The following is a 25,335-nucleotide window of genomic DNA, read 5'->3' as shown; positions in this document are numbered from 1 at the left end:
TTCGTAACCTCCAACTATTTAATCAGGCGTTCGCAACATGGCCCTATTTCAATACAAACTGCGTCTCACTATATCCATCACGTGACTTATTCACTTCTAGTACTGCTGGAATGGCTGTTTTAAGTTCTTGAACATGTGAGATTACCCCGATCATTCGACCTGATTTTTGAAGGTCAATGAGTGTGTCGATCGCCTTATTTAACGATTCGTCATCAAGTGAGCCGAATCCTTCGTCAATGAACATCGTCTCAATGGACACACCACCTTGGAAACTTTGAATAACATCAGACATACCAAGCGCTAGACATAATGATGCGTTAAATTTCTCACCACCAGATAATGTTTTAACATCTCGATCTTGCCCCGTATAAACGTCGTATACATCAAGCCCTAAGCCACTTTGACGACCTCGAGCTTCTTGACGGTCGCTGCGTTTTAAGTAGAACTGACCATTCGATAACCTCTTCAATCTCACATTTGCTGCATCTACGATTTGTTCCAAGTATTCAATTTGTAAATAACGTTCAAAAGAAATCTTTTGACTGTTCTGGCCACGAATGACATCGTATAAATCTTGAATACGGTTCAGTACATTTTCCTGTTCATCTACTCGTGCGCTTGTCTCGATGATTCTCCTCTTCAAGTCCGCGACATCTGTTTGATTTTGTACGGCTGTATTGTATTGTTGCAACGCTGTTTCGTATTGAGCTTGGGCTTCATTCACCTTCGTTTCATATGCCGTAAGATCAACACGTTCTTGCTCTAATAACTGTTCACGAAGTTCACTAATTCGTGATTGAACGTTTGCTAGCTGTTGTTTGAACGTTTCGATTGTGTCTTTCATCGCCTGGCGTTCCTCTTCAGTTCGCTTGGCATTTCGATAGTCATTTTCATTTGAAAACCCGCCATCAGCTAAGGCTTGAATAAAGGTTTGTTCCGCTTTTTCCAGTTTAGCCTTTGCTTCTTGTAAATAATGACTAGCATTCCGAACATGTGTAGTAGCTTTTCCGTACTCTTCACGTGCTGTGTTTAATTGTTTTTGGGCTTTTTCCCATGCTTCATCTAGATTTGTTTTAGTTGCTTCAGCATCTTTTAGTTTTCGATCTAAAGCACCAGGTTCTCTCACTTGTTCTGGTACCGAATCCAATAAGCCTTCATAGGTAACTTTTGCTCGTTCATATTCCAGTTTTTTCTCATCAAATTGTTTACGTAGATTGTCTTTATCCTTTTCAACTTGCTTAATCTGTTCTGTAAGCTTATCTAACTCTTCTCGTTTAGACTTTAGTTCTTTTGAAATACGATTTAAGTGGTCAACTTCATGTTTTAAGTTCTGCCCTTGTTCCACTAACCAATCAAACGTTTGATTAATAGTTTCAGGGTCAAGATCATAACTTTTTAAAACATCCTCTTTCTCCTGCATTTGATCTTGTTTAGCTTTGTACCGTGCGACAATGCCTGTATAAGACTGATACATTTCATCGTAGCGAGCTTTTGCCTCATCAAGCTCAGCCTTGGATGGTGTCTCCACTGCAAGCTCGGCTTTTTTTGGATGATCCATACTTCCACAGACAGGGCACGGTTCACCATCATGTAAGTGCTCGGCTAAGATTCCTGCTTGACCGTGAATCCACGCTTGTTCCATTTTCTCAAAGTCATCTTTCGCTTGTTTATAGGTGCGTTCTTCAACTGTCAGTTTCTTTTTAAGAATATCCCTTTCACCTATCATTTGAATATAGCGATTAGCCTCACGCCATTTTTCATGTAATAAATTTAATGCTTGTTGCTTCTGAGGTAATTGATCGACTGCTTCAGTTACCTCTCTAACGTATGTGTTTAGCTTTTCTTTTTCTTGCTGTTGTTGCTGTAAGTAGCTTTCAATCGAATTGTAACGTGCGTCAAGCTCCTTCATAGCGGATTCATGTTCATCCACTACTTTCTTCTTTGCGTTCAATTCCTCTACCTTTGGACGTAACTCTTTTAATTTCTCAACTAATTGACCAGCTTGTTCACGCTCGTCCTTTCGTCCTTCCTCGGTTTGATATTGACCCTCAGCCTTCTTAAGTGCCTCGTTTGCAGTTACTAAGGCATGATCTGCATCTGTCTTCGCTCGTCTTTGATTTTCCACATCTTGGCGAATATCCTTCACATGGGATTCATGCACTTCAATTTGGCTGGCACGTACACTTTTTTCTAATAAAATTTGTTGGTTCTGAATATGGTCTTCTCGTGTTTTAAGTTCCGTTTGTTTTTGTTCGAAATGCGATAATTCATCAAACTTCTCGTTAAGTGTTTTCGCTTTTTGAAAATGTTCCTGCATTTTTTTGACACGTTCTTGTGCCAGGCCTTTTTGTTTTTGCATTAGTTCAACATATTCTCGGTAATACTCTGCTTCTGTTTCCAATGCGTCAACTAATTGATTCATGTTGAAATGTTCTTGGCTTAGTACGTTTGTCAATTTAGAGTCTTCACGCTCAGGGAGTTTTGATTTGATTTCAGCAACATATTGATTACGCAATTGTTCAATCTGCGAAAACGCTTCTTCTGCTTCTTTACGTTTTGCGTTTAACTGTTCAGTGATTTCTTGATAAGGATATGTTTGAAAAATACGTCGTAAAATTTCTTCTTTATTCTCCGTTTTGGATGTTAATAGCTTGCGGAACTCGCCTTGTGGGAGCATGACAATCTGTGAGAATTGATCCTTCGTCAGGCCCACAATCTCTTCAACACACTGATCGATTTCAGATTTCATTTGACGATCGACACACGGGACTTCTCCAGTTTCATCTACTCGATAAAACTCATATTTTTCTCCCGTTGCTGTCTTGTTTCCCTTTTTTACATGCCCGAGTTGGCGCAAAATACGATACTTCTGATGGTTAAGTTCAAAGACTAGTTCAACACTCGTATGTAGCTCGTCATCAGCAAAATCACTTCTTAATATTTTATAATCTTGACGATCTTCCCCACTCGCTGAACCATATAAGGCAAAACAAATACCATCAAAAATGGTTGTTTTGCCAGCACCTGTTTTACCTGAAATAACGAATAAACGATTTTCATCTAGTTTGGTAAAATCCACAATTTCACGATCTTTATACGGTCCAAAAGCCGTCATTGTCAATTTAATCGGTCTCATCTCATCACCCTCTCTTCCTTATTTCGTCACCGTCTCACGTTTTTGTTTTAATACATCATCCAATACCTCTTTAAATACTGCTTCCGTTTCATCTGATGCTGCTTCTCCTTTTACTTCCTCATAAAATGCACGAAATAGGTCAAGGTCACTCATCTTATGGCGTTCAACTTTTTCTGATGAATCCGTTTGATCATTCGGTCCTATAAGAAGCTTTCTTTCAACATGCATCGCATTAGGGTAAACCGAGCGAATTTTTTCCATTGGGTAAAGGACAGGTGTCTCATCTAATAAACGTACAAACACGTAATCCTCACTGATCGGATGTGTTAACAACTCCTCCATAGTGGTTTCGACCGTTCTCATATCACGACGAGGAATGAGCTCACGTTTTTCTACGGCTATAGAGCCATCTGATTCTATATCCACGACAAGGTAGCCTTTCCGATGATTTTCCTCTGAAATGGAATACTTTAGTGGTGATCCGGCGTAGCGAATTTTCTCATCCCCTACATGATGAGCCTGATGTAAATGACCTAATGCCGTATAATGAAATTTGTTAAAATGTATAGCATTTACATGTTCTGCTCCACCTATGGACAACGGACGCTCTGAATCACTTGTGTTATCTTCAGGCTTACCTAACGGAGTGACAAACTGATGGCCAACAAACACATGCCTAGCATTTATATCCATATTCGCTTCAATTTCTTCAACAATACGTCTGGTGGCATCATCATGACTGCGTACATCATCGTCTTCAAAAAGATGACGCACTACACTCGGATCGACATAAGGAATAAGATGAAAATGAACCTCACCATATTGGTCCGTTAAGACTACTGGCTCAGGCTCACGTTTTAACTGCCCTACGATATGTAACCCATTTTCTCGCATGATATTAGACCCAAAGTTCAGTCTTCCAGGGCTGTCATGGTTCCCTGCAATAGAAAGCACTGGAACACCAATATCCATAACTAGTTCCTTTAGCAGATCATCTAATAGATTAACTGCATCAGTCGGTGGCACGGCCCGATCATATAAGTCACCTGCAATGATTACTACATCAGGCTTTTCTTCACGGACTGCCTCAATGAACTGCCTTAAGACATGCTCCTGATCTTCTGTCATATAGACTCCTTGAACGAGTTTACCTAAATGCCAATCAGCAGTGTGGAATATTTTCACGACCTTCATTCCTTTCTATTAATCTTATATCTATTTTAACATGTGTCCCTAACTTCCATATGTGTAAAATCTTTCTTTTCAAAAGTCAAACAATCGACTTTCTAACATCAAAAAAGCCTCGAGTTGAACTCGAGGCTTTAGATTAGCTAGCATTAGCTATTTCAGATTGTGGATTTCTTTTTGACTTATAATATTGGAAAACGAATAGTCCAAAAATCAATATAATCGCTGCAATATCCGTATATATGTTATGTTGAATGAACATAATCGCAACGGCTACTGCGATTATTCGCTCAATCCAGTGATATTTGGTTAATAACCAATTTTGGATAAATGAAGCGAATGCAACCATTCCAATCATAGCCGTAATAATAGCCCAAACTACTTCAAGCCAGCTGGCATCTGTGATTAATAAAATTGTCGGATTCATCGTAAAGACGAATGGTAATAACAAAGCAGCCGAGTCGTATTTAAAGCCTTGAACCCCTGTACGCACCGGTCCTGCCTTCGCAATACCCGCAGTTGCATAAGCCGGCAAGTTTATTGGTGGAGTATCATCTGCCAACACCCCGTAATAAAGGATAAATAAGTGAGCGACTAGGACTGGAACTCCCATATCCGTTAAGACAGGTGCAACGATCGCTGCTAACACAACATAAGTTGCCGTTGTTGGTAGACCTAAACCTAATAATAAACACGCAAATACTGTTAAGACCAACGCAAAATAAAGCTCAGTATTATCAGTCGACATAAATGCTGGCACCAGAGAAGCTAAATCTGATGAAAAGCCAACGACAATACGAGTAAACTTCGTTGATAATCCAGACGTTGTAATTACACCAATAAGGATCCCTGCTGTCGCACAGGCTACCACGATTGATAATGAGTTACGTGCAGCCAGTTCAAAGCCCGATAAAATCTCACGCATACCGTAACGAACAGGTGCTGAATCAACCTTGAACTTCTTCTGACCAATTGCGAATATTAATGCGACGATAATACCGACTAACACCATCGTTGCAATTTGATCTTTCCAACGAATAGTTTCTGTACTGAAGAAGCTTGTATTAAAGACATCATTTAAATTGTAAAGACCAATGTTAAGTAATTGAACAACGTATTGAAATGTATAAGCAATCCCTAATAAAATCGCTGCAAAAACAAGCGAACGGCCCATACTTTCTTTAAAACGGTGCGCAAATAAAGCAATAACAAGTAAGATCGTTATCGAGAAGAACGCTGAATTATTAACCGACACCCTCTCGATGACTAAAAAGTAAAGTAAAATAAAAATCGGAATCAATAAGTAACCTTGCTGCATTAGTAAACGGCGTCCTTTAACCAACTCACTTTTATCTATGCCTTTAATTCCGTTTTTTGATGCTTCAAAATGAACCATAAATAGAATCCCGATATAACATAAAATGGCTGGGATAATGGCGCTTTGAATAATTTCGTAGTATGGAATACTCGTTAACTCAACCATAATAAAGGCAGCTGCACCCATTATAGGTGGTAAGAACTGACCACTCGATGATGCCGCAACCTCAACACCACCAGCGACATGAGGTTTAAATCCAACTTTTTTCATTAACGGAATAGTAAATGTACCAGTTGTTACCGCATTGGCAGTTGAACTACCAGAAATACTTCCCATCATTCCACTTGCGACAACACTTGCTTTTGCGGGTCCACCTTTAAATCGTCCGAATGCACGTAACGCAAGGTCAATAAACATTTTCCCCGCACCTGTAGATTCTAATAATGCACCAAACAAAATAAAGATAAACACAAATTGTGCCGAAGCATAAATTGGTGTTCCAAATATACCGTTATTACGATATGTTACCTCGTAAATAAATCGTTCGAAATCACCACGAGAATGATAGAATTGTCCTGGCATAAATTCTCCTAAGAAGAAATATGCAATAAAGACTAAAGCAATAATAACGAGTGGATAACCAACCACGCGTCGAGTAGCTTCAAGTACGAGTATGATTAAAGATAATCCAATGAATATTTCATATCCTGTTGGATTCCCTGACATAATCGAAGATGCACTTTGATGTTGGATGATGAACATCCCAACATATAAAGAAAAAGCCGATAAAACAATATCATAAATAGGTATTTTAGTTTGTCCTAACCTACTTTTAATTGGAAAAATCATAAAGATTAACACTAACGCTAGAGTTAAGTGAAAAATTAAGAATGTCTTGGAACCAATGCCTGGTAATCCAAATCCAGCAACATATAAATGGAAACCAGACATAAATACAGCGACAACAATGACCGCAATCGCCCAATAACCACTTAATACACGGTCACTTCCCTCTAGTTCGTTAATCATCTGTTGTTGTTTGTCATCCATGTCAAACCCCTCTCGTCCATAAATAATTTATTTTAATATTTTATTATAAAAATAGATAACACATTACTAGAATAAACCTTTTATACAATCCCAGATCGTCGCATTTTGTATATCTACTAATATTTTTGTTTCAGAATAAGGAGGTTCTGAGAATGTGACTTCTTTGTCTTTAAAACGGAATGTGTGAGGATATAATTCGGAAGGTTGGAACTTCAATTCTCCACCAAAAACAGGTTTATTTAGATCTTGAATGACAAAGTAGCCATCCTTCATTTCGACATCACCTTTATCTTCATATGGCAAGCCAGCTCCAAATGATTTCGTCCAGCTTTCCATTGTTAAAATCTCCCAATCATGATTAACTTTAAACTTTTCAATGACAGGAGATTTTTCTACTGAGTGAATATAGCGATGCGAAAACCAATCTCCGCGTTCCACCTCTTCTTGCCATAGAATGTTACCCGTTTGTAAATCCTCGATTACTATTTTCTTTCCAACGTTAATGGTAAACAGTAATAAAATAACAGTTGCTACAGCGATGATTAGAAACCAATATTTTTTCTTAAAAAAGGCATTGCTGCTAAGCAATGCCTTTTGGTTGTCTTGTTCAGTTGAACGATTACTGCTCATTCAGGTATTTCTCTGCTCCTGGATGAAGATCGATGGACATACCATCTTGTGCTGTATCAACTGTTAGCTCTTTACCACGTTCGTGAGCTTCTTCGATATCACCTTTATTTTCGAAAATCGCTTTAACCATTTCATAAACCTGATCTTCAGGTAAATCATCTCTAGCGATTAACATTGCTTGAACAGCTACAGTTGTAGCGGTGCTATCAAAGTTTTCATACTCGTCTGAACCTAACTCAACCTTAGAATAGTATGGATATTCATCCATTAAAGCATCAATCTTATCATCATTGATGTTTACTAAACGGATATCCGTTGAAGCACTTAACTCCTGAATGCTTGCAGTTGGAGTACCAGACGTTACAAAGGCAGCATCAATGTTGCCATCTTGTAAGTTTGTAGAGGCATCACCGAATCCCATGTGTTCAGCACTAATATCATCAAATGTAATATCATGAACACCTAGAATTTGCTCAGCGTTTGCCTCGGTACCTGAACCGACGTCACCTACTGCAACACGTTTGCCTTCTAGATCTTCAACGGTTTCAATACCGCTATCAGCAGTTGTAACGATTTGGATTGTCTCTGGATAGATTGTGAACACTCCACTGTATCCATCAACAACCTCTTCAAACATTTTTGAGCCTTCAAGAGCATAGAAAGCGGTATCATTCTGAACTAAAGCCATTTCCGCTTCACCAGATGATACTTCGTTAATATTAACGACAGAAGCACCACTACTTAAGCCGTTTACGGTTACATCATCAACATTAGCCGTAATTACATCAGCCATCGCAACACCTAGCGGGAAGTATGTACCAGCTTCACCACCTGTTAATAGGGTCACATCTTTTACCCATTCGTCTCCACCGTTACCTTCTTCATCGCTATCGCCACCACAAGCAGCTAAGAACAAACCAAGCGATAAGAAGATTACTAGAGTTAAACTAAATTTCTTCACTTACATTACCCCCTTATATTTTTTCCTTGGATAATCCATCATAACATAATTGTAATCTAAAATATATTAAAAAGTCTAGTAATCTTCTAAATTATGTAAAAAATTCATTAGACTTTTTTCGTCATTTAATGACCTAACCTTGAGTAATAAGTCATTCACTGTTTTGATAGAAAATAAGCATATCTTCCCATCTACCATTTTCTTTAGAAAATGCTTTTCGTTTACACTCTAAAATATAACCAGCTCGGTGCGCCAGTCTCACTGACCGCCTATTCTCAGGATTAATATGTAATTCTATTCGGTGAAATTCTAGGTCATCAAAGGTTGCCTTGGTAAATGCCTTAACACTTTCTGTTCCATAGCCGCGATCCCAGTACTGATTGTGGATTGAATATCCCATCATCCCCCACTGATAGTCATGTCTTAGAATCGTCACGAGTTCTACTTTACCCACAGCTGCACCATCTAATTTGCGAAAGACACCTAATATATACATTTCATCTTGCTTCGCTTTTTCTTCAAAACCGGAAATCCATTTTATGAACCATTTTTTCGTAAATCTAGACATATCTTTCAATCTACCTTCATCAAACAGATATTGAGGAGGTTTTCTCCCATTAAAACCTTCCCACCAACGTTCATAGTCACCTTTTCGGAAAGGACGAAGAATCAAACGATCTGTTTCGATTTCCCACTTTGTTGGATCAATCATCATGATCACCTTTTATTCAATATTTTGTTGATACTCCATCAACCAACAATCTCGATAAGCACCCTCATGCCACTCATGTTTAGGGAGTAACTTTACTATTTTAAACCCACTTTTTTCATAGCATCTTAATGCACGATGATTCTGTGTTTGGGGGTCCATCACAACGTGGTCTGCATTTTCTCTATTCAATAAATACCTCGCCATGTTTTTGACTAGAGTTGTACCAATTCCCTTATTCCAATAATCAACTTCTCCAATAAATTGATCTAGCCCAAATGTTCGTTCACTTTTATAACCAAACTTCTCCCTATAATAGGCCTCAACTTTATAAAACTGGATGTAACCAATACGTTCTCCCTTGTACTCCACTATACATTTTGTAACTCCATCATCGATTTCATAGAATTCTTGCTTCACTTTTTCTAAGTCAAAAGGTTGGTCACGTCCTTCATAGAATTGAAGAACTTCTGGATCCGATAACCATTTAACTAGAAAAGGCTGATCCTTTTCTTCTAATTCCCGAACCGTCAGACCCTGAAATTGAGTTATCATAAGTTATCCCTTCTTCCTCGCTAAAACATTCATCATTTAACCTATTCGGTCTTTCTTCCGATTTCCCTTCCATCTTAAGTTGGAAATTGCACGTTAAGGTTGTAACAGTCGATCAATTTTTTTATAATAAAGTAAATTAAAACGAAAGAAGTGAACTGTAGGCCAATGAAGTAAACTCTTATTCTATTCGTCAGATGAAAACAATGATGACGTCCCTTGTTCGAAGGGCCATTTTGTTATGTTTTCATCTTCGTGTAGGATAGGAGTGTTATTTTCTGCCCTCCTATCCTTTATCCAAAAAAAGGGATAGGAGTTTTTTATTCCTATCCAACCTGATAGGAGTGATTACATGCTTTGCCAAATCAATGACTTAACATATGAGCTTGCGAATAAAACATTGTTTCGCATAAAAGATCTTTCCATTCACGCAGGCGATCGGATCGGGTTGATTGGAAGAAATGGATCTGGTAAATCCACTTTGCTTAAAATCATTGCCGATGAACTTGAGCCAACCGAAGGCAAGATTACAAAATATGGAACAACAGCTTACCTACCACAACTCAAACCGAAGAAAGGTTACTTAAGTGGAGGTGAGATTACCCAGGAATGGATTCGCCGAATTTTTTCAGAAGACAAAGATTTACTATTACTTGATGAGCCAACCACTCATCTCGATCAACCAAATATCGAAAAGCTAGAAGAAGAACTAAAGAAAGCTCATCATACCTTTGTGATTGTCTCGCATGACCGTGAATTTCTCGATCAACTTTGTACCACCATTTGGGAAATGGATGAGGAAAAAATTATAGAATACAAGGGTAATTACTCAGAGTATGAGCATCAAAAGCATCAAAGAATCCAACATCATGAAAAAGAGTATGAGAAGTACGTGGAAAAGAAAAAACAACTCGAAGACGCTTTACGAATGAAAGAACAAAAAGCAAAACGAGCAACCAAAAAACCGAAGAATGTTTCGAAATCTGAAGCTAAAATTACTGGTGCAAAGCCTTATTTTGCTAAAAAACAAAAAAAGCTTAATCAAGGCGCAAAAGCCATTCAAACAAGGATTGACCAACTTGAAAAAGTAGAAAAAATTAAGGAATTACCTCCTATTCAAATGAAGCTAGCTGCGGCTATTCCAGCGGCTAATAAACCCTTAATTCGTTGTCATGAACTTGATGGACAGATAGGGGATAAAACGTTATGGAGTTCTCCAGCTAGTTTTACCATAGAAAATGGCGAAAAGATTGGGATAATTGGCCCCAACGGAAGCGGTAAAACGACACTTATTCATAAATTATTGAACGATGAAAAAGTTCAGAGGTCACCTCAACTTAAGGTAGGTTATTTTAGCCAACAACTTGAGCAATTAAATGTTAAAAAGACCATCTTAGAAAACGTTCAGGCAACATCTTCCCAAGATGAAACCCTGATCCGTACGGTCTTAGCAAGATTAGGTTTTAGAGGAGATTCCGTCTACAAAGAAGTGAATGTCTTAAGTGGCGGGGAGCGTGTCAAAGTCGCATTAGCCAAAATCTTTGTCAGTGATGTCAACACTCTCATCCTTGATGAACCAACTAACTTTCTAGACATTGAAGCCTTAGAAGCATTAGAAAAATTGCTTCAAGAATACCCTGGAACTTTGCTTTTCGTCTCGCACGACCGCCGTTTTGTCGAACATGTCGCAGAAAAGCTCATCATCATCCACGACCGAAAACTGTATATCCATGATGGACCCGAAATAGAGTTCTGGGAATCACAGGAACAAGCAAATTCTGATGAGGAGCTTTTATTAGTCGAAACTCAAATTACAGAAATTTTGAGCCGTATGAGCCTAGACCCTAATGAGGAATTGGAAGCAGAATTCGAACGACTTTTACAAAAGAAAAAGGAGTTGGATAGTTAATAATCTTTATTTGTAAGGTTCAAAACAATGCCACAACGTTGTACCTGTCATACTTTGTCTGCCCGCCGAATAGTTTGGTAATAGGACAACTTATGAAAGGAGACAAGACATCTTATGAATATGAATCAGCGATTAATTTATGGGTTTGTTGCTGCGTTTGGATTTATGTTTATTCCCGTTCGTACAGATTTATTAGAAGGACTGGCTAACTTTCTGGACACCTTGCTTTACGTTGTTGGACTTGTCGCTTCAGTTGTTTTTGGAGCCATTCTAATTTGGAATGCTTTTAGAAATATAAAAAACGCCACGAAATAGGCACTAGCCTCCACCACCATTGGTGCGAGGCTTTTTTATGAGAAATCAACCTTTCATTCAGCCGCTGCATGGTTATCTAGCAAATTTTTAAATATACTTCCACCCACGTGTTCGCAACATGAACCAAGAAATTCCTGATGCACTAGAAGATGAACATTCAGTCGACATCGCGACGTCTTAGACATAAAATAAGCTCGGTTAGCGACCGAGCTTTATTTATCAAATACAATAACCTGATTACGACCTTGATCTTTTGCCTTATACAGTGCCGCATCTGCCTGTTCAAATAGCACATCACTCGTGATGTCCGCTTTCTCCGCATAGCTGATCCCAACACTCACGGTTAGCTCTCCTTGAGAAACTCCAGGAACTTTAAGTTTAAGTACCTTTTCCCTCAACTCATTAGACGATTCCACTAACCTCTCTAATCGTTGCCCTCGACAAATAACAACAAACTCTTCTCCACCATAGCGAGCCACAAACCCTTCTAATTTTGAAAAATGTTGGTTTAATAACTCAGCAAAGATTTTTAAACAAGCATCCCCCATTTGATGGCCGTATTGGTCGTTAATCTTTTTAAATAGATCAAGGTCAATTAGCAGTAACGCTATGGATTCACCTTTTTCTTGGGCTTCTGATAAATCACTTTTTAATACATTAGCAAATGACCGTCTATTCGGGATATGCGTTAACTCATCTAAATAAGATATTTTATGCAAGAAACGATTTTTCTCAAGTAAATCTTGTTGCGATTTTTCTAATTCTTGAGTTCGTGCGTTCACCTTCTCTTCTAGTTCAGCATTTAAGGCTTTGAGCTCAGTAGATGAAGTGCGATACTGCTCAATGGTATTCGCATGTTGAATGACTAAAATGACTATTTGAATCAACAAGAACACCAGAAACCCTATAGATAAAATCGACTCAGTTCTTATCCAATCGTTATAGTAAAGGACATCATTAAGTCCAGCCATGAGTAACACTAGTAGTCCAACCAAATTAATAAATGAATATGGTTCATCTTCCTTACGAGCCTTTAAAATCACCCTCAAAACGTATGCAAAACCTAGAACAAGTGTTGCTTGAAACAATACTAAATACTGGGTATACACGTAACTAGGAGTTAATAAAATCACAGCAGATCCTAAAAGTACCGTTATGGAATATAGTTTTGTAAACTTTAAGTTCGCTTGTTGGTTGTACTTTAACGAAATGACATACGCAAAGAGAGGTAACAGCCATATAAACGTAAGATATTCTAACTTCATCGACCATTCCCATGAGAAATTAGGGATAAATGTAAATAATAATTTGTCACCTTCAAGAATAAGCCGTAATATCACCAAAAACACTAGTCCTGAAAAATATAAATGATAACGGTCGCGGCCCTGTACTAGGAAGGAAAACAGGTAGTATAAAAATAGAACCATTAAACTTCCACAAATAATTGACGTTAAGACCCGATCCATATTATAAGATCTTGCCATCGTATCGTTATCCGCGATTAAAACGTCAGTCCATAAACCACCTTTTCTCAAGTAATGATTTGCAACCTGAATCGTGATCGTTACCATACGCTCATCTGATCTAAAATCCAAAACTTGTGCTTTTTTAGCCGGGACAGTTGTTTCACGACTTGCTCCCACTTGCCTCTCTTCAATTAATAAGTCATCGTTCACCCAAACTTTATAAGCGGATCCTAAATTCGGTATGTATAAAGATAACAGCTCGCCAACAGCTTCTGGAGCTAAATTAATATCTGTTTGATAAGTCCCAAATTCACTCTCTGTAAATGAATGTGGCACATCCACTAAACGCACATCATAGCCACCGAAAACTGTTTCTTGTGGTTCAATCAACTGATTAGGATAAAATAACCACTGACCGTTTAAAGGAATCACTTCACTAGACAATGAGGCGTTAACTAGATTGAATTGTCCTCCATATCCATGGTCCTCTTCTTCACTCACGACAGACCAAAACCAACCAAACAACAACATAATTGCCGGTATCACAAGCCATTTAGCCTGCTTCATTTAAGCACACCCTTTAGTTAACCAATATAGCACCTGATAGATTGAATTTTCTAACAATCAATATATACCCTTATTTTACAGTATGTCACATATTTTAAAAGTATATTCTTATATCTTTCTGACAAGATTGTTACTGAGGTGATGAAATGGTTACATTAATCTTATTACAACTAGTATTAATCGGAGTACTGATGTGGTTTTTACGTAAAGAACAGCGAGAAAAGGAATCTATAACAGCAAGGAAAATTGAACAAAGCGATGAATTAAAAAAAACCCTTGTCATGGGCCTGGCTTATCGTTTTAATTATCCGAGGAAGCGTAATGAAGTCGATGAAATCGAATTTGAAGGTGGATCTGACATTTTCTTAAAACAAACACCACTTGAATTTGAAGATTTTGTCGCTCGGATTATTAAAAAACAACTCGGCGGAAACATTTATACTACAATCGAAAGTGATGATTTCGGCATCGATTTTGAACATTATCTAGAAGGAGAGCTTTACTTAGGACAAGTAAATGTCCATAAAGAAAACGTTGGAGCAGGGCCTGTCGCAGTTTTACACTCCAATATGATTAAAAACGGTGCAAAAGGTGGTTATGTTATTACGACCAGCAACTTTACCGATACTGCTCGGGATTACGCTAGGGAGCTTGATATTGAACTCATAGATGGATTAACTCTTGTCAACTATTGGCTTGAAACCATGGAAGAAAAAGTATATAAACCAAATGAAGAATTAGCTTAATAATCGCGCATCGTAACGTTTAAGAAAAAACTCACCAACAGAGTTGATGAGTCTATTCTAAGTAATGAAATTTTGCTTCAACTCTAACCTTTATATCCATTTGCCCGGGTTCAATCGGGGTTTCTCCTGCCGATTGAGTTAGTGCAAAAGTCTGATAAATACCTGGCCGATCCACAGATAACTCGGTCACTTTAATTGGGATAGGGTCAAGCTCTGTATTCATTGAATCAGCTAATGTTTCAGCTTTTGCGACGGCATCTTCTAAGGCCCGTGTTAAAGCTATTTGGTAAAAAACTTCTGGATGACTTACTGAAAATTGGATATCCAACACTCGGTTGGCGCCTGCATCAACGGCTCCATCAATTACCTGACCCACTCTAGCTATTTCTGCAACTGTCACACGTAAAATGTGGGTGACTTGATAACCGCGAAATTGTTGAACGCCATCTACATTAACATACTGCGGTTGAATAGAATAATCGATGGTTTGTATCTCTTCACGTGGTATACCTTCACTCATTAAAACCTGAATCACATTATTCACCAATTCGGCGTTTTGACCCTGGGCCATTGATAAATCCGGGTCTTGTGTGATCACACCCAGGGCCACTACTGCCTCATTAGGCTCAGTTGTCACAATGCCTTCACCAAAAACAGTCATAACGCGTTCATCATGTCGTTCAATTTCTGTCATATTATTTCGGTGGATGACTTAAACCACCTAACCACCTTTCATGAAAAACTCTTCATACTATTTCATGCCAAATCGGTTAGGTGTGTGATTGATTTTTATGATACCAACATCGTTCTTAAGACATTAACCATTCGATTCTATCAATAGAATTATAAATCGAAAGCAATGGTAAAAAGCTCACTAAAATACCACTATTTAAAATCGACTTCAAGAAAGCTTTTTCCTTTCGTTTAAATTCATAGACGAAGATAATCGTCGACATAAGGACTCCTGTATATAATATTAAGTAAGAAACTTTTAAACGTTCGATTGCATTTGTAACGAACTCCCCGAAATCTACATGATCCTCTTCTTTCGTCATCCTGTCTTGTTCCCGTGCTAGATAATCGTATGACACTACCGTTGCTTGAGATTCTTCAGCTGAAACTAATTCATACCCATACGGCATAAAAGACATTCTAAACACAAACATATAGGAGAGTCCGAGCACCCCAATACCGACTAATATGAATGAAATGATTTCTTGAAATTTTTGTTTGTCATCAATCGTCTTCTCCTTTGACACATTACCCCTCCAAACGGATTAATAAAATAAAAAACGCCCTTAAAAGGACGTTTTAAGACTCTGTATCATCTAGAAAAAATGGATCTATGACACCAGTACGAGAGTTAATCGCTTTTAACATGTCACCATACTCCATGATTAAATACTTGTCACCATCATGTTGCTGCTCGTCTACTAGCTCTCCCTTTAAGCGCTCGAGTGTTTCATAATTTAAGAAAGCATGCATTAAATCTTCCTCGGATAAGTTCAAATCTCGATTCACCTGTCCTGAATCATATCCATTAAACTTCCATTGATCTCCCTCTTTAACATAGGTTAAATCATAGTGTTGAGTTCCCATAAAAGCTTCATCACCTAACTGGATAAAACTTAATGTAAATTTATCTTCTGTAAATTCTTTTAGTTCAAAGTGAGTATTTAATTGACTAGGGTGAAGAACTTTATATAAATGATTGTACATAAAAAATTCTTCAAAATAAGTGGCCGCCCATTCATCAACTGCTGCTTCTGAAATCGTATTACTTAAAGCTGATTTAGTTTCTTTGACACCCTCTACATAAGCATCAGATTCTTCCTCAACTCCAAACCAATCGCTGTGTTCAATCTGTATATCTTGCATGAGTTCTATAGATTTTGCCAAATTCTCTTCAGCTATTACTCGTGCTTCTGTCACGTTAATGACTTGATTATTAACTGGTTCACTTTCAAATTCAGTAGCCGTCTTTACTTCTTCATTAACTTGTTCAGGTTCAGTTTCTTGCTGCTCTTCTACTGGGGCAGGTTCAGCTTCTTCCTCTTCTTTGTCTTCATCAACCGATGTAGTAGGCTCCTCTACTTGAGGATCATCTACTTCAGCATTATCTTGACATCCAACAATCAACAACGCTACTAACAGCACCCAAATATATCTCACTGAACCACCTCCAAACTCGTGTTGTTACTAACCCCTATTTTAATTGAAAGTTTTTGTACAAGTCTACATTTTTTGACAATTAAACCCAAAAACCAACTAAGGTCCCTAGTAAAGAAAGACCATTCTTCGACAAATATTACTATTTATATAGACGGGAAAATGATAGATATAGTTTCAATCATTAACAGATTTCAATAAAATTTTTGATACAAAATACTCATAAGATATAATTAAAACCACCTGTTTTATAAATGATTTTGCATAGCTAAGGAGTGAGTGTAATGGTAGACATAAATTTAAGAGATGCTAATCCTAGTGAAATTCCTATTATTCGCAAACATAGATTAAAAGCATATCAAGAATACTCAAAAGTACTCAACGACTCTCACTGGGAAGTTTTAAGCGGAACGCTATCATCTGAAGCTGACCTCGAACCTGGTGTAGACATCATGGTTGCTGAGTCAAAAGACGGTGAGGTACTTGGAAGTGTTGTACTGTTCCCGGCTAAATCAATGGCTTACGGGGAATGGACAGATGCACTTGATTACCCGGAATTACGCATGTTGGCCGTTAGTCCTGAGGCACGAGGACAAGGAATTGCTTATAAACTTGTGAATGAATGCATTAAACGTACAAAGGAAAGAGGTTTTGGCCAATTAGGACTTCATACAGGATCATTTATGAAAGGTGCAATCAAGCTTTACGAAAGATTGGGGTTCGAACGCATTCCTGAACATGATTTTGAGCCTGCAAATGATGGTATTATCGTTAAAGCTTATGTATTAAATATAAAATAATAAAACGCTTTTTCAGCTGGATTAGTTGAAAAAGCGTTTTATTTATCCACGTGTATTTTCATTACCTTTTATATATAAAATACCAATTTATGTTATTATATAATAAATTAATAGATTAGGAGTGTTATCATATGTCGAATAAAGCCCTAATCATCATAGACGTCCAAAACGGAATGTTTAATGAACAACCACCTGTTCATAACGGAAAGGATTTACTTCATAGATTAAATTCACTTTTAAAAGAAGCCCGCCATCATCACATACCAGTGATATACGTTCAACATAACGAGCCTACAGGATCTTCATTAGAAACAGGATCAATAGACTGGCAAATCCATTCAGATATAGCCCCTTTAGACTCTGACATGATTATTCAAAAACATACACCAGACTCTTTTCACCAAACCAACTTACATGATCACTTACAACAAGAAAAGATCGATGAACTAATGATAGCTGGCATACAGACTGAAGTATGTGTGGATACCACTTGCAGAAGAGCTTTTAGCTTAGGTTACAAGATGACTCTTGTTTTAGATGCTCATAGTACTTTTGACACGAATAACCTTACGGCTCAACAAATCATTGATCATCATAATCAGACTTTACGTTGGTTTGCAAAAGTGACACCTACGACTGAAATTATTAATTCATCTATATAGGAGGGTTATTATGCAAGTTAACATCACCAAACCAAAGATTGAACACGCTGAAGCTATTAGGCGAATTTGCTCCACAGGTTGGCGGCAGACCGTTGAAGGGCTATGTAGTGAAGAGTATCAAGAACAGAATATTGAGTACTGGTATAACATCGAAAAAATTCAAGACGATATTGAAAACGGTACGTATACACATGTGGCCATAATCGATTCGAAAGTCGTTGGTACAATTGGCGGTGCCATGACCGGACCCGAAACTGGTCAAATTTTTGTTTTTTATATGGACCCGACTTATCGTTATAAAGGAATTGGTAAAAAGCTACTCAATATATTTACCGAAGATCAAAAACAACAAGGTGCTACTGAACAAGTGGTCTCTGTTCAAAAAGATAACCAATATGGAATTCCTTTTTATGAGGCCCGAGGGTTCCGACCAATAGCTGAAAAGGTCAGTGAGACAAGCACTGGCGAACAGCTAGCATCCATTAGGTATTATAGGGAAATCTAAAAGAATATAGTACAAAGTTACAGTCTAATAATCTATATAATCCTCCTTAGCTACAGCTTGATTTTGATTAACAGTAGTGTTAATATATCGATAATTTAACCTAAAAAGGAGGACATGCTATGAGACGCGTAACACTTGAAGATATTTATGTTCATCCGATTACACAAAAATATGTCCGCCGTTCAGGGATGGCTCACGCAATTTCTGTGGCGCACAACGCTTACGAACTAGCCAAACAATACAACGTTAATCCTGACTGGGCGGTAAAAGCTGGATTTTTGCATGATATTGGTCATTATACGTGGTACAGAGATGGTGAATGGGATTATGAACAATATCAAAGGTTTGATATTCATCCGATTAAAGGAGCAGAACGGGCTCATAAGCTTCTCGTACGTTTAGGTGAAGATCAAAATGCAGCAAAAGAAATAGCACACGCGATTTTATTTCATACAGAATCGGCTTTACCTGCTGATGGTTTTAAAAGAACCCCGCTTCAACAAGTCGTCCATCTTGCTGATGAAAACGATAAGCAACCTAATGATGCCCATCATTATCGTCATTTAAATAAAAAAGAAGAGTTAAGTCAAATTCGCGTGCTTGATTATAAATTAAATAAAGAAAACCTCTTAACAGGCTCATAATAAATTAAGCATCTGCCATTTAACAGATGCTTACATAGTTAATTCCCAAAGACTGGCCAACCTTTTTGTTCGGCGAGTTTTTCCATATCTTCATCTGGATTCACGACAACTGGATGATCAACCATATCCAACAATGGTCCGTCACTCTCACTATCAGCATATGCCCAAAGTGTTACATCCTCAACCGTAAGTCCGCGATTTTTCAGCCATTCTTGAACTTTTTCGGCTTTCTTTTCCCCGTTTACGATATCACCCATTTTCCCATTAGAAATTTTGTTTCCATCGTAAAACAATTCAGAACCGATAATATCAGCTTCTTCTAAACCTACCGCTTCTCTAAAAGCTGTTAAAAACGGGTTTAATGCACCTGATAATATGACAACTTTGTCCCCATTTTCGATATGCTTTTTCACCTTGTCCACCAATGGACGATTCACACGCTCTAAATCACCATAAGCTAAATCATTAAAGAACTCCTCAAGTTCAGCTTTGGATTTTCCTTTAAACGATTTAACAAATGAACGGAAAAACATATGTTTAGCCGATTCTTTTCCACTTGTGATTAGCTTCCCGATTGCTTTAGCAGTCCCAAATCCAACCACTATCCATTGCTTAGCTTTGTACTGTTTCTTAGCTACATCAAACATAACTTTAAACGAGTTTCCCTGATACAACGTCCCATCGAAATCTACAGTAACGACTCTCACAAGAACACCTCTTATATTCCATTAAATTTTGTATCTATTTTAGCATATATTGGGATGAGTGTATGTTAAAGAGGGACACCTGTCCAAGTTGTTCACAAAAACGAAGAGCTCTTATAGAGCCCTTCAGATGGGGATGATTGTCAATTTAAAACTTAGTAATAAAAAGATGCACCCACAATAATTAGAAGGATAAACAATACAACAATTAAAATGAAGCTATCGTTGTAACCATAACCACCTTTGTGCATAACAAGGCACCTCCCTAAGTGATTTTCTAGTTCATGTTATGTCTAAAATAATTTTTTGGTTGGGCAAGAATAGGAAGATGCACAATTTTTTTGGATATCGGTCTAAATATTATGGTCATTGGATTATTTTATGGTTATTAGACATCATAAAATCATTCATGCTTTAAATAATCCTTTACCGTATAATAAGCATGGACTGTAAATAATTGAGTCTTAATCTTGTTCATTTTGATTAATTCGTCTAGTTCATCAAAGTCATATGTATGGATAGATAGGTCTTCAAATTCATCCAAGCACTGTTCACCAGCCTTGTAAGCTTCTAAAATTAAAAATGTCACCACTTTATTATTTTGAATAGCTGGGTTGACCATGAACTCTCCTATTTTAATAGGATTGGCTTTAGAAGTATAACCCGTTTCTTCCCTCACTTCGCGAAGAATTCCCTCTGAATAGGTTTCTCCAACTTCTATTTTACCAGCTGGAATTTCTAGAAAGCTATCTCCACCAGCATGTCGATACTGATTCACTAGAATGATTTGGTTATTCTTCGTTAATACAACGGCATTGACCCAATCAGAATATTCATGGACATAATAAGAGTCAATAACCTTACCATCTGGCATTTCGCATCGATCTTTTCTTAAATTTCCAAAAGGGGTTTTATAAATATATTCGCTAATAGTCTCCCATTTTTTTCATTTAAAAAAGCTCCTTTTAAGGTTCGATAGGTTACAAGTTAATACTTCTTATATCGTCCCATCCATATACGAGTTCTATCAATTTCTTTCCACCTATTTCAATATCTTCAGTATCCAACAATTTTGCGCCTGTAGCTTCATAAAAGTGTTTGGATGGATTGTCTTCAAGAACTAACACCACCATATTGGTTAGATTGTCTCTAATTAAACCCTCTACAATTGGCTTCATTAATGCCTTACCAATCCCTTGTCTTTGATAATCTTTTAAAATATATATAGCATAAAGTTCTCCTTTATAGTCAGGATACTTTCCACTTCTCTCCGGGCCACCTGTAGCAAAACCAACAATTTCCCCTTCATTATTCTCCGCGACATAAACTCCACCTCGTGGGGTCGCCTGCTTCCACATATTTTCCCGCTCATCATAAGATAAATTGTTTAAATATTCATCTGGCACTACCCCAGCGTAAGTCGTTCGCCAACTATCAACATGAACTTTAGCCATCCCTTTCGCATCTTCAACCACTGCTTTTCTTACTTTCACGATCATCACTCCTGTTTATCAACTTTTTACTTCTTGATTTGGTGGTGAATCAAGAGGTGAATGGTATTCATCTTTTTTAAGTCCATGCTTTTTTTCTAGGTATTTTCCGATCAATGAATTATTAATCCCATTACGAATCGCAGCTTCTATAACTAAATAGAGAAACAATAATCCAATTCCATAAAAAATAAGCATACCGAATAATTCCATGTGTTTGCCTCCTATGGTTTTCATCATAATCTCATTTCTTTTGCCAAACTATTCACGAGGAGGACTTACTAACTCTCAACTCAATCAATATATAAATTGTACCAACCACTAGTCCGATTAATACTGATATTAAAATATGCTGAAAGAAGGACAAATCACTAAAAACCTTCCCTACAATGGAAACTAAAATTCCAATAACAAATCCTAAAATTAAAAGTCTCAATGCTTTCAACAAATCACTCCTATTTTAAGCTCCTAGTAATCTCAATTTACTTTCATCCTTAATACCCACCATATTATCATAAAATTCCCAACATTTATAAAAATGTTGGGATACTATATTGGAGTCTTAAAGTTAACTAGTAGAATATTATATATTTAAACAGGAGGGAATTTTTAATTTATGAAGTCCGAAATGCTTTTACTTTATTTCAAATTAATGGTCAAACCATTCATTAACTTTAGAGCTACTTTAAACGGTATGTAAGAAACCAGACCAATAACAATACCGAAAAACAGAAACATTATTGGCATCATAAATATACCTAAAATTCCAGCCGTTACACCCGAAAATACCTTCGTTCCAAGTTCAGCCGTTACCGGCCCTCCAAATAAACTCATGATAAACATGACCAAACCTAATAAGGTACCCGTTGAGATAGATATGATTAATAGAAGTTTAATGTATGAAGTGAATTTAATGCCTTGGATTTGTAGAGTGTCCAAAATAATGCCCCCTTAAAATATTTATTTAGTAGTTTTTAAATTATATATACACAAGATTCCTATTCATCCATTTTGTCAATCACACCCGGTTTTAATAAAAGCCCAGGTGCTAATATAAATAAAAGATTGGCTGCTAAATATAAATAAATGGCAATGGGATACAATTCTATGGTCGATTCATTAAATGAGCTCCTATAAAGGATTAATCCAAAAAAAATTAACAAGATGATAAACGTAAATGAGATTCTGCCAAACTTGGATTTATGAGGATTACGAAGACCAAACACAATTCTTTTTGCGTATAAATACGGTAAAACGATCATAATCATCAGAATGCTTAAGCATATCCAAAATGTATAATGACCATATAACACTCGTAATAAAGGCAGTGAGAAATAAATTGCTAAAGTTGTTAACCATATGTAGCCATGTATCATCATGTGCCTTCTCTTATTTTCCCGATATTTTTGCCAAGCTATGACTAATGTCACAGTGACAATGATCAACATCGACAAATTGATGATCAGTATAGGAATGCTTTCAGTCGGCATCATGCTCGCGGCAAATCCCACGACTAGTAATATTAATGTTGACCCTATAATTCCACTTTTTTAAATGAAACATTATCCATTAATCCACCACCTTTGCCAACTGAATAAGTCTAAAATCACTTGTTTACAGGTGCTATAGACATGTTTTTGAATTCTATGGGTGTATTTCTTAAATCTATGGGCATGTTTTTCATTTCTATAGGCGTGTTTCTTAATTCTATGGGCATGTTTATAGATTTTATAGGCACGTTTCTTTTTGGCACCATATGATTTAACGACTGTAATTAATAATTCTATAAGTCTTTCACTTATTTTAACATAATATTCCATAAATTAAGCCGACATTTATAAAAAAAGACCGACTCAACGTCGATCTTTAATCTTAATTCGTTATAACTGCTAACATCATGGGAGCGATTAGCAAAATGACTGAAGTTAAAATGATTGTAAATGTAGTAAATTTAGAGAGTTTTTTCCCCGCTTTTCCTTTATACCACCCGGTAAACTGTAGTTTATTTCGATACAATACAAATAACAATAGCAAAATCGCCAGGCTGCTTATCCAAGTATATGGTTTTGCTTCACTATATGAATAAATCCACACCACTAAACTAGATCCTAACATACCTAAGATTAAGAAAATCAAAGCGATACGTATCACTTCTAAAATAGTCCTCATACTACTCTCCCCTAATTTCTATTAACTCCTTGCCTGTTCCATCTTTTTCTTTCCTAATAAAAAAGCGAATAGAAACACTGTTGCTATTAACATACCGATTCCAATATCAGATAAAGTGACAAGTCTTGTTAACAGCCCTAGAAGGACTGTGCTTGTCCCAAAAATTAAACTTATGATCACAGAGCGCTTTTGGTTCTCATTAAGGATGGTTGCCATCTTGTAGATGATGAGGTTCAGGATAAAGCCTAATGCGAGTGGGATGATGCTTTCCATAATTTATATCCTCCTGACTAGTCCAAATACTCTCTTTTTAGTAATCGTATTAAGTAAGGGGCGCGATTTAGAACAAAGAGGCTTACTTTTTGACTATTTGTTTGATATGCCGTATTTATATGCACTAATTGTTTATTAAGTAATTCGCGAAGTTTTTCTAAATCCCCTGTGTATATAGCGACATTTTCTTTATTAGATTCTTTAATCAGTTGCCAAAGCAAATGTTTGTTTACCCGGCTCAATTTTGTCATAGTACGATAAATTTTTCGTTCGTGTTCTGGAATTCGTTTTAAAATATCTTGTTCATATAAATTCTTCATTCGATCACTCGCTTATAGCGTACAAACCGCTATCATCCATTTTTTCCCTAACATCAACATTTTAACCTAAATGAGGCTAATCCAAAAGGAAAAGAAGATTGAATACATCAAAATAATTTTCATGCAATATTATGTTAATATTAGTTTAAAGTTGGTGATTCTATGAAAATTATTGAAACTGAAAGACTTTATTTAAGAGAATTAGTTTTAGATGACAAAGAAGAATTATCGAAAGTTCTTTCTGACTCTGAATCTATGAGGCACTACCCCGAACCCTTTAGCGAAGAAAAAGTTGAAAACTGGATTCTTTGGAATATTGATTCTTATCAAAAATACCATCATGGCTTATGGGCCGTTATTTTAAAAGATGGTGATCAATTTATTGGAGACTGTGGGATTACGATGCAAAACATTGATAATGAGCTTTTACCAGAAATCGGTTTTCATATTATAAAAGACTATTGGAATAACGGTTATGCCACTGAAGCTGCACTCGGTTGTAAACAGTATGCGTTTGATGTGTTAGGATACTCAAAAATTTTCTCGTATACAACACTAGACAATATTCCATCGCAAAGAGTAGCGAGGAACATAGACATGCAAACGTATAAAATGTTTGAGAAGAATGGTGAAAAACAAATTGTTCAGGTTGCGTATAATAATGATTAAAAAAGACCTTGGAAATCCAAGGTCTTCAGCTTGTAGAGAAACCCCGTGTTTTTCTACAAGCTTTTTTAGGTTAATAAATAGATATCTCAATAATTTATGTCTATCACAACCTTAATAATAAGAAAAAGACTCTCCTCTACCTAGACCACACGGTCTAGGTGGAGGGCAATCTTCTTCATGTTCTGACAAGCAGCTGTCATAAGCGCTTGCTCTCGAACATTATCCCTTCCACGCAAACGACAATAGCGCAGCCCATGCAGTTCTTTTGAATCTGCGAAGCTACGTTCGACTTTCTCTTTTCGCATTCGATATATCCATTTACCTTCATTCGAAAGACGGTTCTCTCGAACTTTATCTTTACTATCTTCCCATACATGGCGTGT

Annotated in this window: 30 protein-coding genes; 8 read left to right on the top strand and 22 right to left on the bottom strand. The window is 37.0% G+C overall.

Annotation, left to right across the window (positions count from 1 at the left end; translation table 11 throughout):
• Window positions 1-43: 43 nt before the first annotated feature.
• The 7 genes from BMY57_RS05375 to BMY57_RS05345 all read right to left on the bottom strand — a co-directional run bounded on the left by BMY57_RS05375 (window position 44) and on the right by BMY57_RS05345 (window position 9,547).
• Window positions 44-3,136, bottom strand: a complete 3,093-nt coding sequence (locus tag BMY57_RS05375) for an AAA family ATPase (RefSeq protein ID WP_091773006.1) — start codon at window positions 3,134-3,136, stop codon at window positions 44-46.
• A gap of 18 nt (window positions 3,137-3,154) precedes the next feature.
• Window positions 3,155-4,321: an exonuclease SbcCD subunit D gene (locus BMY57_RS05370; protein WP_091773005.1), complete on the bottom strand. Its 1,167-nt coding sequence runs from the start codon at window positions 4,319-4,321 to the stop codon at window positions 3,155-3,157.
• Window positions 4,322-4,463: 142 nt separating this feature from the next.
• Complete coding sequence (locus tag BMY57_RS05365) at window positions 4,464-6,692, bottom strand: TRAP transporter permease (RefSeq protein ID WP_091773004.1); 2,229 nt, start codon at window positions 6,690-6,692, stop codon at window positions 4,464-4,466.
• A 66-nt stretch (window positions 6,693-6,758) separates the two neighbouring features.
• The gene (locus BMY57_RS05360; protein ID WP_091773003.1) at window positions 6,759-7,322 is read right to left on the bottom strand and encodes a DUF1850 domain-containing protein; all 564 of its coding nucleotides are present in this window, start codon (window positions 7,320-7,322) and stop codon (window positions 6,759-6,761) included.
• A complete protein-coding gene (locus BMY57_RS05355) occupies window positions 7,312-8,283 on the bottom strand; it encodes a TAXI family TRAP transporter solute-binding subunit (protein WP_091773002.1) in 972 nt (323 codons plus the stop codon). Before BMY57_RS05355 ends, BMY57_RS05360 begins: the two co-directional genes overlap by 11 nt.
• Before the next feature lie 151 nt (window positions 8,284-8,434).
• Window positions 8,435-8,995 (bottom strand): GNAT family N-acetyltransferase, encoded by a 561-nt coding sequence (locus BMY57_RS05350; RefSeq protein ID WP_091773001.1) that lies wholly within the window; start codon window positions 8,993-8,995, stop codon window positions 8,435-8,437.
• Between the two features lie 12 nt (window positions 8,996-9,007).
• Complete coding sequence (locus BMY57_RS05345; protein WP_091773000.1) at window positions 9,008-9,547, bottom strand: GNAT family N-acetyltransferase; 540 nt, start codon at window positions 9,545-9,547, stop codon at window positions 9,008-9,010.
• Window positions 9,548-9,896: 349 nt separating this feature from the next.
• Between BMY57_RS05345 and abc-f the strand changes: the two genes are divergently transcribed.
• Window positions 9,897-11,453, top strand: coding sequence for a ribosomal protection-like ABC-F family protein (gene abc-f / locus BMY57_RS05340; RefSeq protein WP_091772999.1), 1,557 nt, complete (start codon window positions 9,897-9,899; stop codon window positions 11,451-11,453).
• Between the two features lie 114 nt (window positions 11,454-11,567).
• On the top strand, window positions 11,568-11,768 hold the full coding sequence (locus BMY57_RS05335; protein ID WP_091772998.1) for a hypothetical protein: 201 nt from the start codon (window positions 11,568-11,570) through the stop codon (window positions 11,766-11,768).
• Between the two features lie 212 nt (window positions 11,769-11,980).
• On the opposite strand, the gene BMY57_RS05330 is transcribed toward BMY57_RS05335, so the two are convergent.
• A complete protein-coding gene (locus BMY57_RS05330) occupies window positions 11,981-13,801 on the bottom strand; it encodes a GGDEF domain-containing protein (RefSeq protein WP_091772997.1) in 1,821 nt (606 codons plus the stop codon).
• Window positions 13,802-13,947: 146 nt separating this feature from the next.
• Here BMY57_RS05330 and BMY57_RS05325 point away from each other — a divergent pair, with 146 nt between their 5' ends.
• Complete coding sequence (locus tag BMY57_RS05325) at window positions 13,948-14,547, top strand: restriction endonuclease (RefSeq protein ID WP_091772996.1); 600 nt, start codon at window positions 13,948-13,950, stop codon at window positions 14,545-14,547.
• 52 nt (window positions 14,548-14,599) lie between these two features.
• Here the strand turns inward: BMY57_RS05325 and BMY57_RS05320 are convergent, their stop codons facing one another.
• The 3 genes from BMY57_RS05320 to BMY57_RS05310 all read right to left on the bottom strand — a co-directional run bounded on the left by BMY57_RS05320 (window position 14,600) and on the right by BMY57_RS05310 (window position 16,719).
• Window positions 14,600-15,208 (bottom strand): SIMPL domain-containing protein, encoded by a 609-nt coding sequence (locus tag BMY57_RS05320; RefSeq protein WP_177176334.1) that lies wholly within the window; start codon window positions 15,206-15,208, stop codon window positions 14,600-14,602.
• 148 nt (window positions 15,209-15,356) lie between these two features.
• On the bottom strand, window positions 15,357-15,806 hold the full coding sequence (locus BMY57_RS05315; RefSeq protein WP_091772994.1) for a hypothetical protein: 450 nt from the start codon (window positions 15,804-15,806) through the stop codon (window positions 15,357-15,359).
• A 52-nt stretch (window positions 15,807-15,858) separates the two neighbouring features.
• Window positions 15,859-16,719: a hypothetical protein gene (locus BMY57_RS05310; protein ID WP_091772993.1), complete on the bottom strand. Its 861-nt coding sequence runs from the start codon at window positions 16,717-16,719 to the stop codon at window positions 15,859-15,861.
• A 281-nt stretch (window positions 16,720-17,000) separates the two neighbouring features.
• On the opposite strand from BMY57_RS05310, the gene BMY57_RS05305 reads away from it, so the two are divergent.
• The 4 genes from BMY57_RS05305 (at window position 17,001) to BMY57_RS05290 (ending at window position 19,327) form a co-directional block, all read left to right on the top strand.
• Entirely contained in the window at window positions 17,001-17,516 is a 516-nt protein-coding gene (locus BMY57_RS05305; RefSeq protein ID WP_091772992.1) for a GNAT family N-acetyltransferase, read from the top strand.
• 131 nt (window positions 17,517-17,647) lie between these two features.
• A complete protein-coding gene (locus BMY57_RS05300; RefSeq protein ID WP_091772991.1) occupies window positions 17,648-18,178 on the top strand; it encodes a cysteine hydrolase family protein in 531 nt (176 codons plus the stop codon).
• Window positions 18,179-18,188: 10 nt separating this feature from the next.
• A complete protein-coding gene (locus tag BMY57_RS05295; protein ID WP_091772990.1) occupies window positions 18,189-18,683 on the top strand; it encodes a GNAT family N-acetyltransferase in 495 nt (164 codons plus the stop codon).
• Window positions 18,684-18,802: 119 nt separating this feature from the next.
• Window positions 18,803-19,327, top strand: a complete 525-nt coding sequence (locus BMY57_RS05290) for an HD domain-containing protein (RefSeq protein ID WP_091772989.1) — start codon at window positions 18,803-18,805, stop codon at window positions 19,325-19,327.
• 38 nt (window positions 19,328-19,365) lie between these two features.
• Here BMY57_RS05290 and BMY57_RS05285 read toward each other — a convergent pair whose 3' ends face one another.
• From BMY57_RS05285 to BMY57_RS05240, 10 genes are all read right to left on the bottom strand, one after another.
• Window positions 19,366-20,034: an HAD family hydrolase gene (locus BMY57_RS05285; protein WP_091772988.1), complete on the bottom strand. Its 669-nt coding sequence runs from the start codon at window positions 20,032-20,034 to the stop codon at window positions 19,366-19,368.
• A 152-nt stretch (window positions 20,035-20,186) separates the two neighbouring features.
• The gene (locus BMY57_RS05280; protein WP_091772987.1) at window positions 20,187-20,282 is read right to left on the bottom strand and encodes a YjcZ family sporulation protein; all 96 of its coding nucleotides are present in this window, start codon (window positions 20,280-20,282) and stop codon (window positions 20,187-20,189) included.
• A 152-nt stretch (window positions 20,283-20,434) separates the two neighbouring features.
• A complete protein-coding gene (locus tag BMY57_RS05275; RefSeq protein ID WP_501037447.1) occupies window positions 20,435-20,950 on the bottom strand; it encodes an NUDIX hydrolase in 516 nt (171 codons plus the stop codon).
• Between the two features lie 61 nt (window positions 20,951-21,011).
• Window positions 21,012-21,530, bottom strand: a complete 519-nt coding sequence (locus BMY57_RS05270) for a GNAT family N-acetyltransferase (RefSeq protein WP_091772985.1) — start codon at window positions 21,528-21,530, stop codon at window positions 21,012-21,014.
• A gap of 12 nt (window positions 21,531-21,542) precedes the next feature.
• A complete protein-coding gene (locus tag BMY57_RS05265) occupies window positions 21,543-21,734 on the bottom strand; it encodes a hypothetical protein (protein ID WP_091772984.1) in 192 nt (63 codons plus the stop codon).
• 426 nt (window positions 21,735-22,160) lie between these two features.
• Window positions 22,161-22,460: a hypothetical protein gene (locus BMY57_RS05260; protein ID WP_091772983.1), complete on the bottom strand. Its 300-nt coding sequence runs from the start codon at window positions 22,458-22,460 to the stop codon at window positions 22,161-22,163.
• A gap of 59 nt (window positions 22,461-22,519) precedes the next feature.
• Entirely contained in the window at window positions 22,520-22,897 is a 378-nt protein-coding gene (locus tag BMY57_RS05255; RefSeq protein ID WP_091772982.1) for a hypothetical protein, read from the bottom strand.
• 496 nt (window positions 22,898-23,393) lie between these two features.
• The gene (locus BMY57_RS05250; RefSeq protein WP_091772981.1) at window positions 23,394-23,690 is read right to left on the bottom strand and encodes a hypothetical protein; all 297 of its coding nucleotides are present in this window, start codon (window positions 23,688-23,690) and stop codon (window positions 23,394-23,396) included.
• Window positions 23,691-23,711: 21 nt separating this feature from the next.
• Window positions 23,712-23,963, bottom strand: coding sequence for a hypothetical protein (locus BMY57_RS05245; RefSeq protein WP_091772980.1), 252 nt, complete (start codon window positions 23,961-23,963; stop codon window positions 23,712-23,714).
• 17 nt (window positions 23,964-23,980) lie between these two features.
• Window positions 23,981-24,283: a hypothetical protein gene (locus tag BMY57_RS05240; RefSeq protein ID WP_091772979.1), complete on the bottom strand. Its 303-nt coding sequence runs from the start codon at window positions 24,281-24,283 to the stop codon at window positions 23,981-23,983.
• A gap of 162 nt (window positions 24,284-24,445) precedes the next feature.
• On the opposite strand from BMY57_RS05240, the gene BMY57_RS05235 reads away from it, so the two are divergent.
• Window positions 24,446-24,952: a GNAT family N-acetyltransferase gene (locus BMY57_RS05235; protein WP_091772978.1), complete on the top strand. Its 507-nt coding sequence runs from the start codon at window positions 24,446-24,448 to the stop codon at window positions 24,950-24,952.
• Window positions 24,953-25,092: 140 nt separating this feature from the next.
• Here BMY57_RS05235 and BMY57_RS05230 read toward each other — a convergent pair.
• Window positions 25,093-25,335: transposase (locus tag BMY57_RS05230; protein WP_177176333.1), on the bottom strand; the 243-nt coding region annotated here is incomplete at its 5' end.

Source organism: Piscibacillus halophilus, assembly GCF_900110685.1.
In the GTDB taxonomy this organism is placed as follows: Bacteria; Bacillota; Bacilli; order Bacillales; family Alkalibacillaceae; genus Piscibacillus; species Piscibacillus halophilus.
This window is presented reverse-complemented; position numbering and strand designations above follow the sequence as displayed.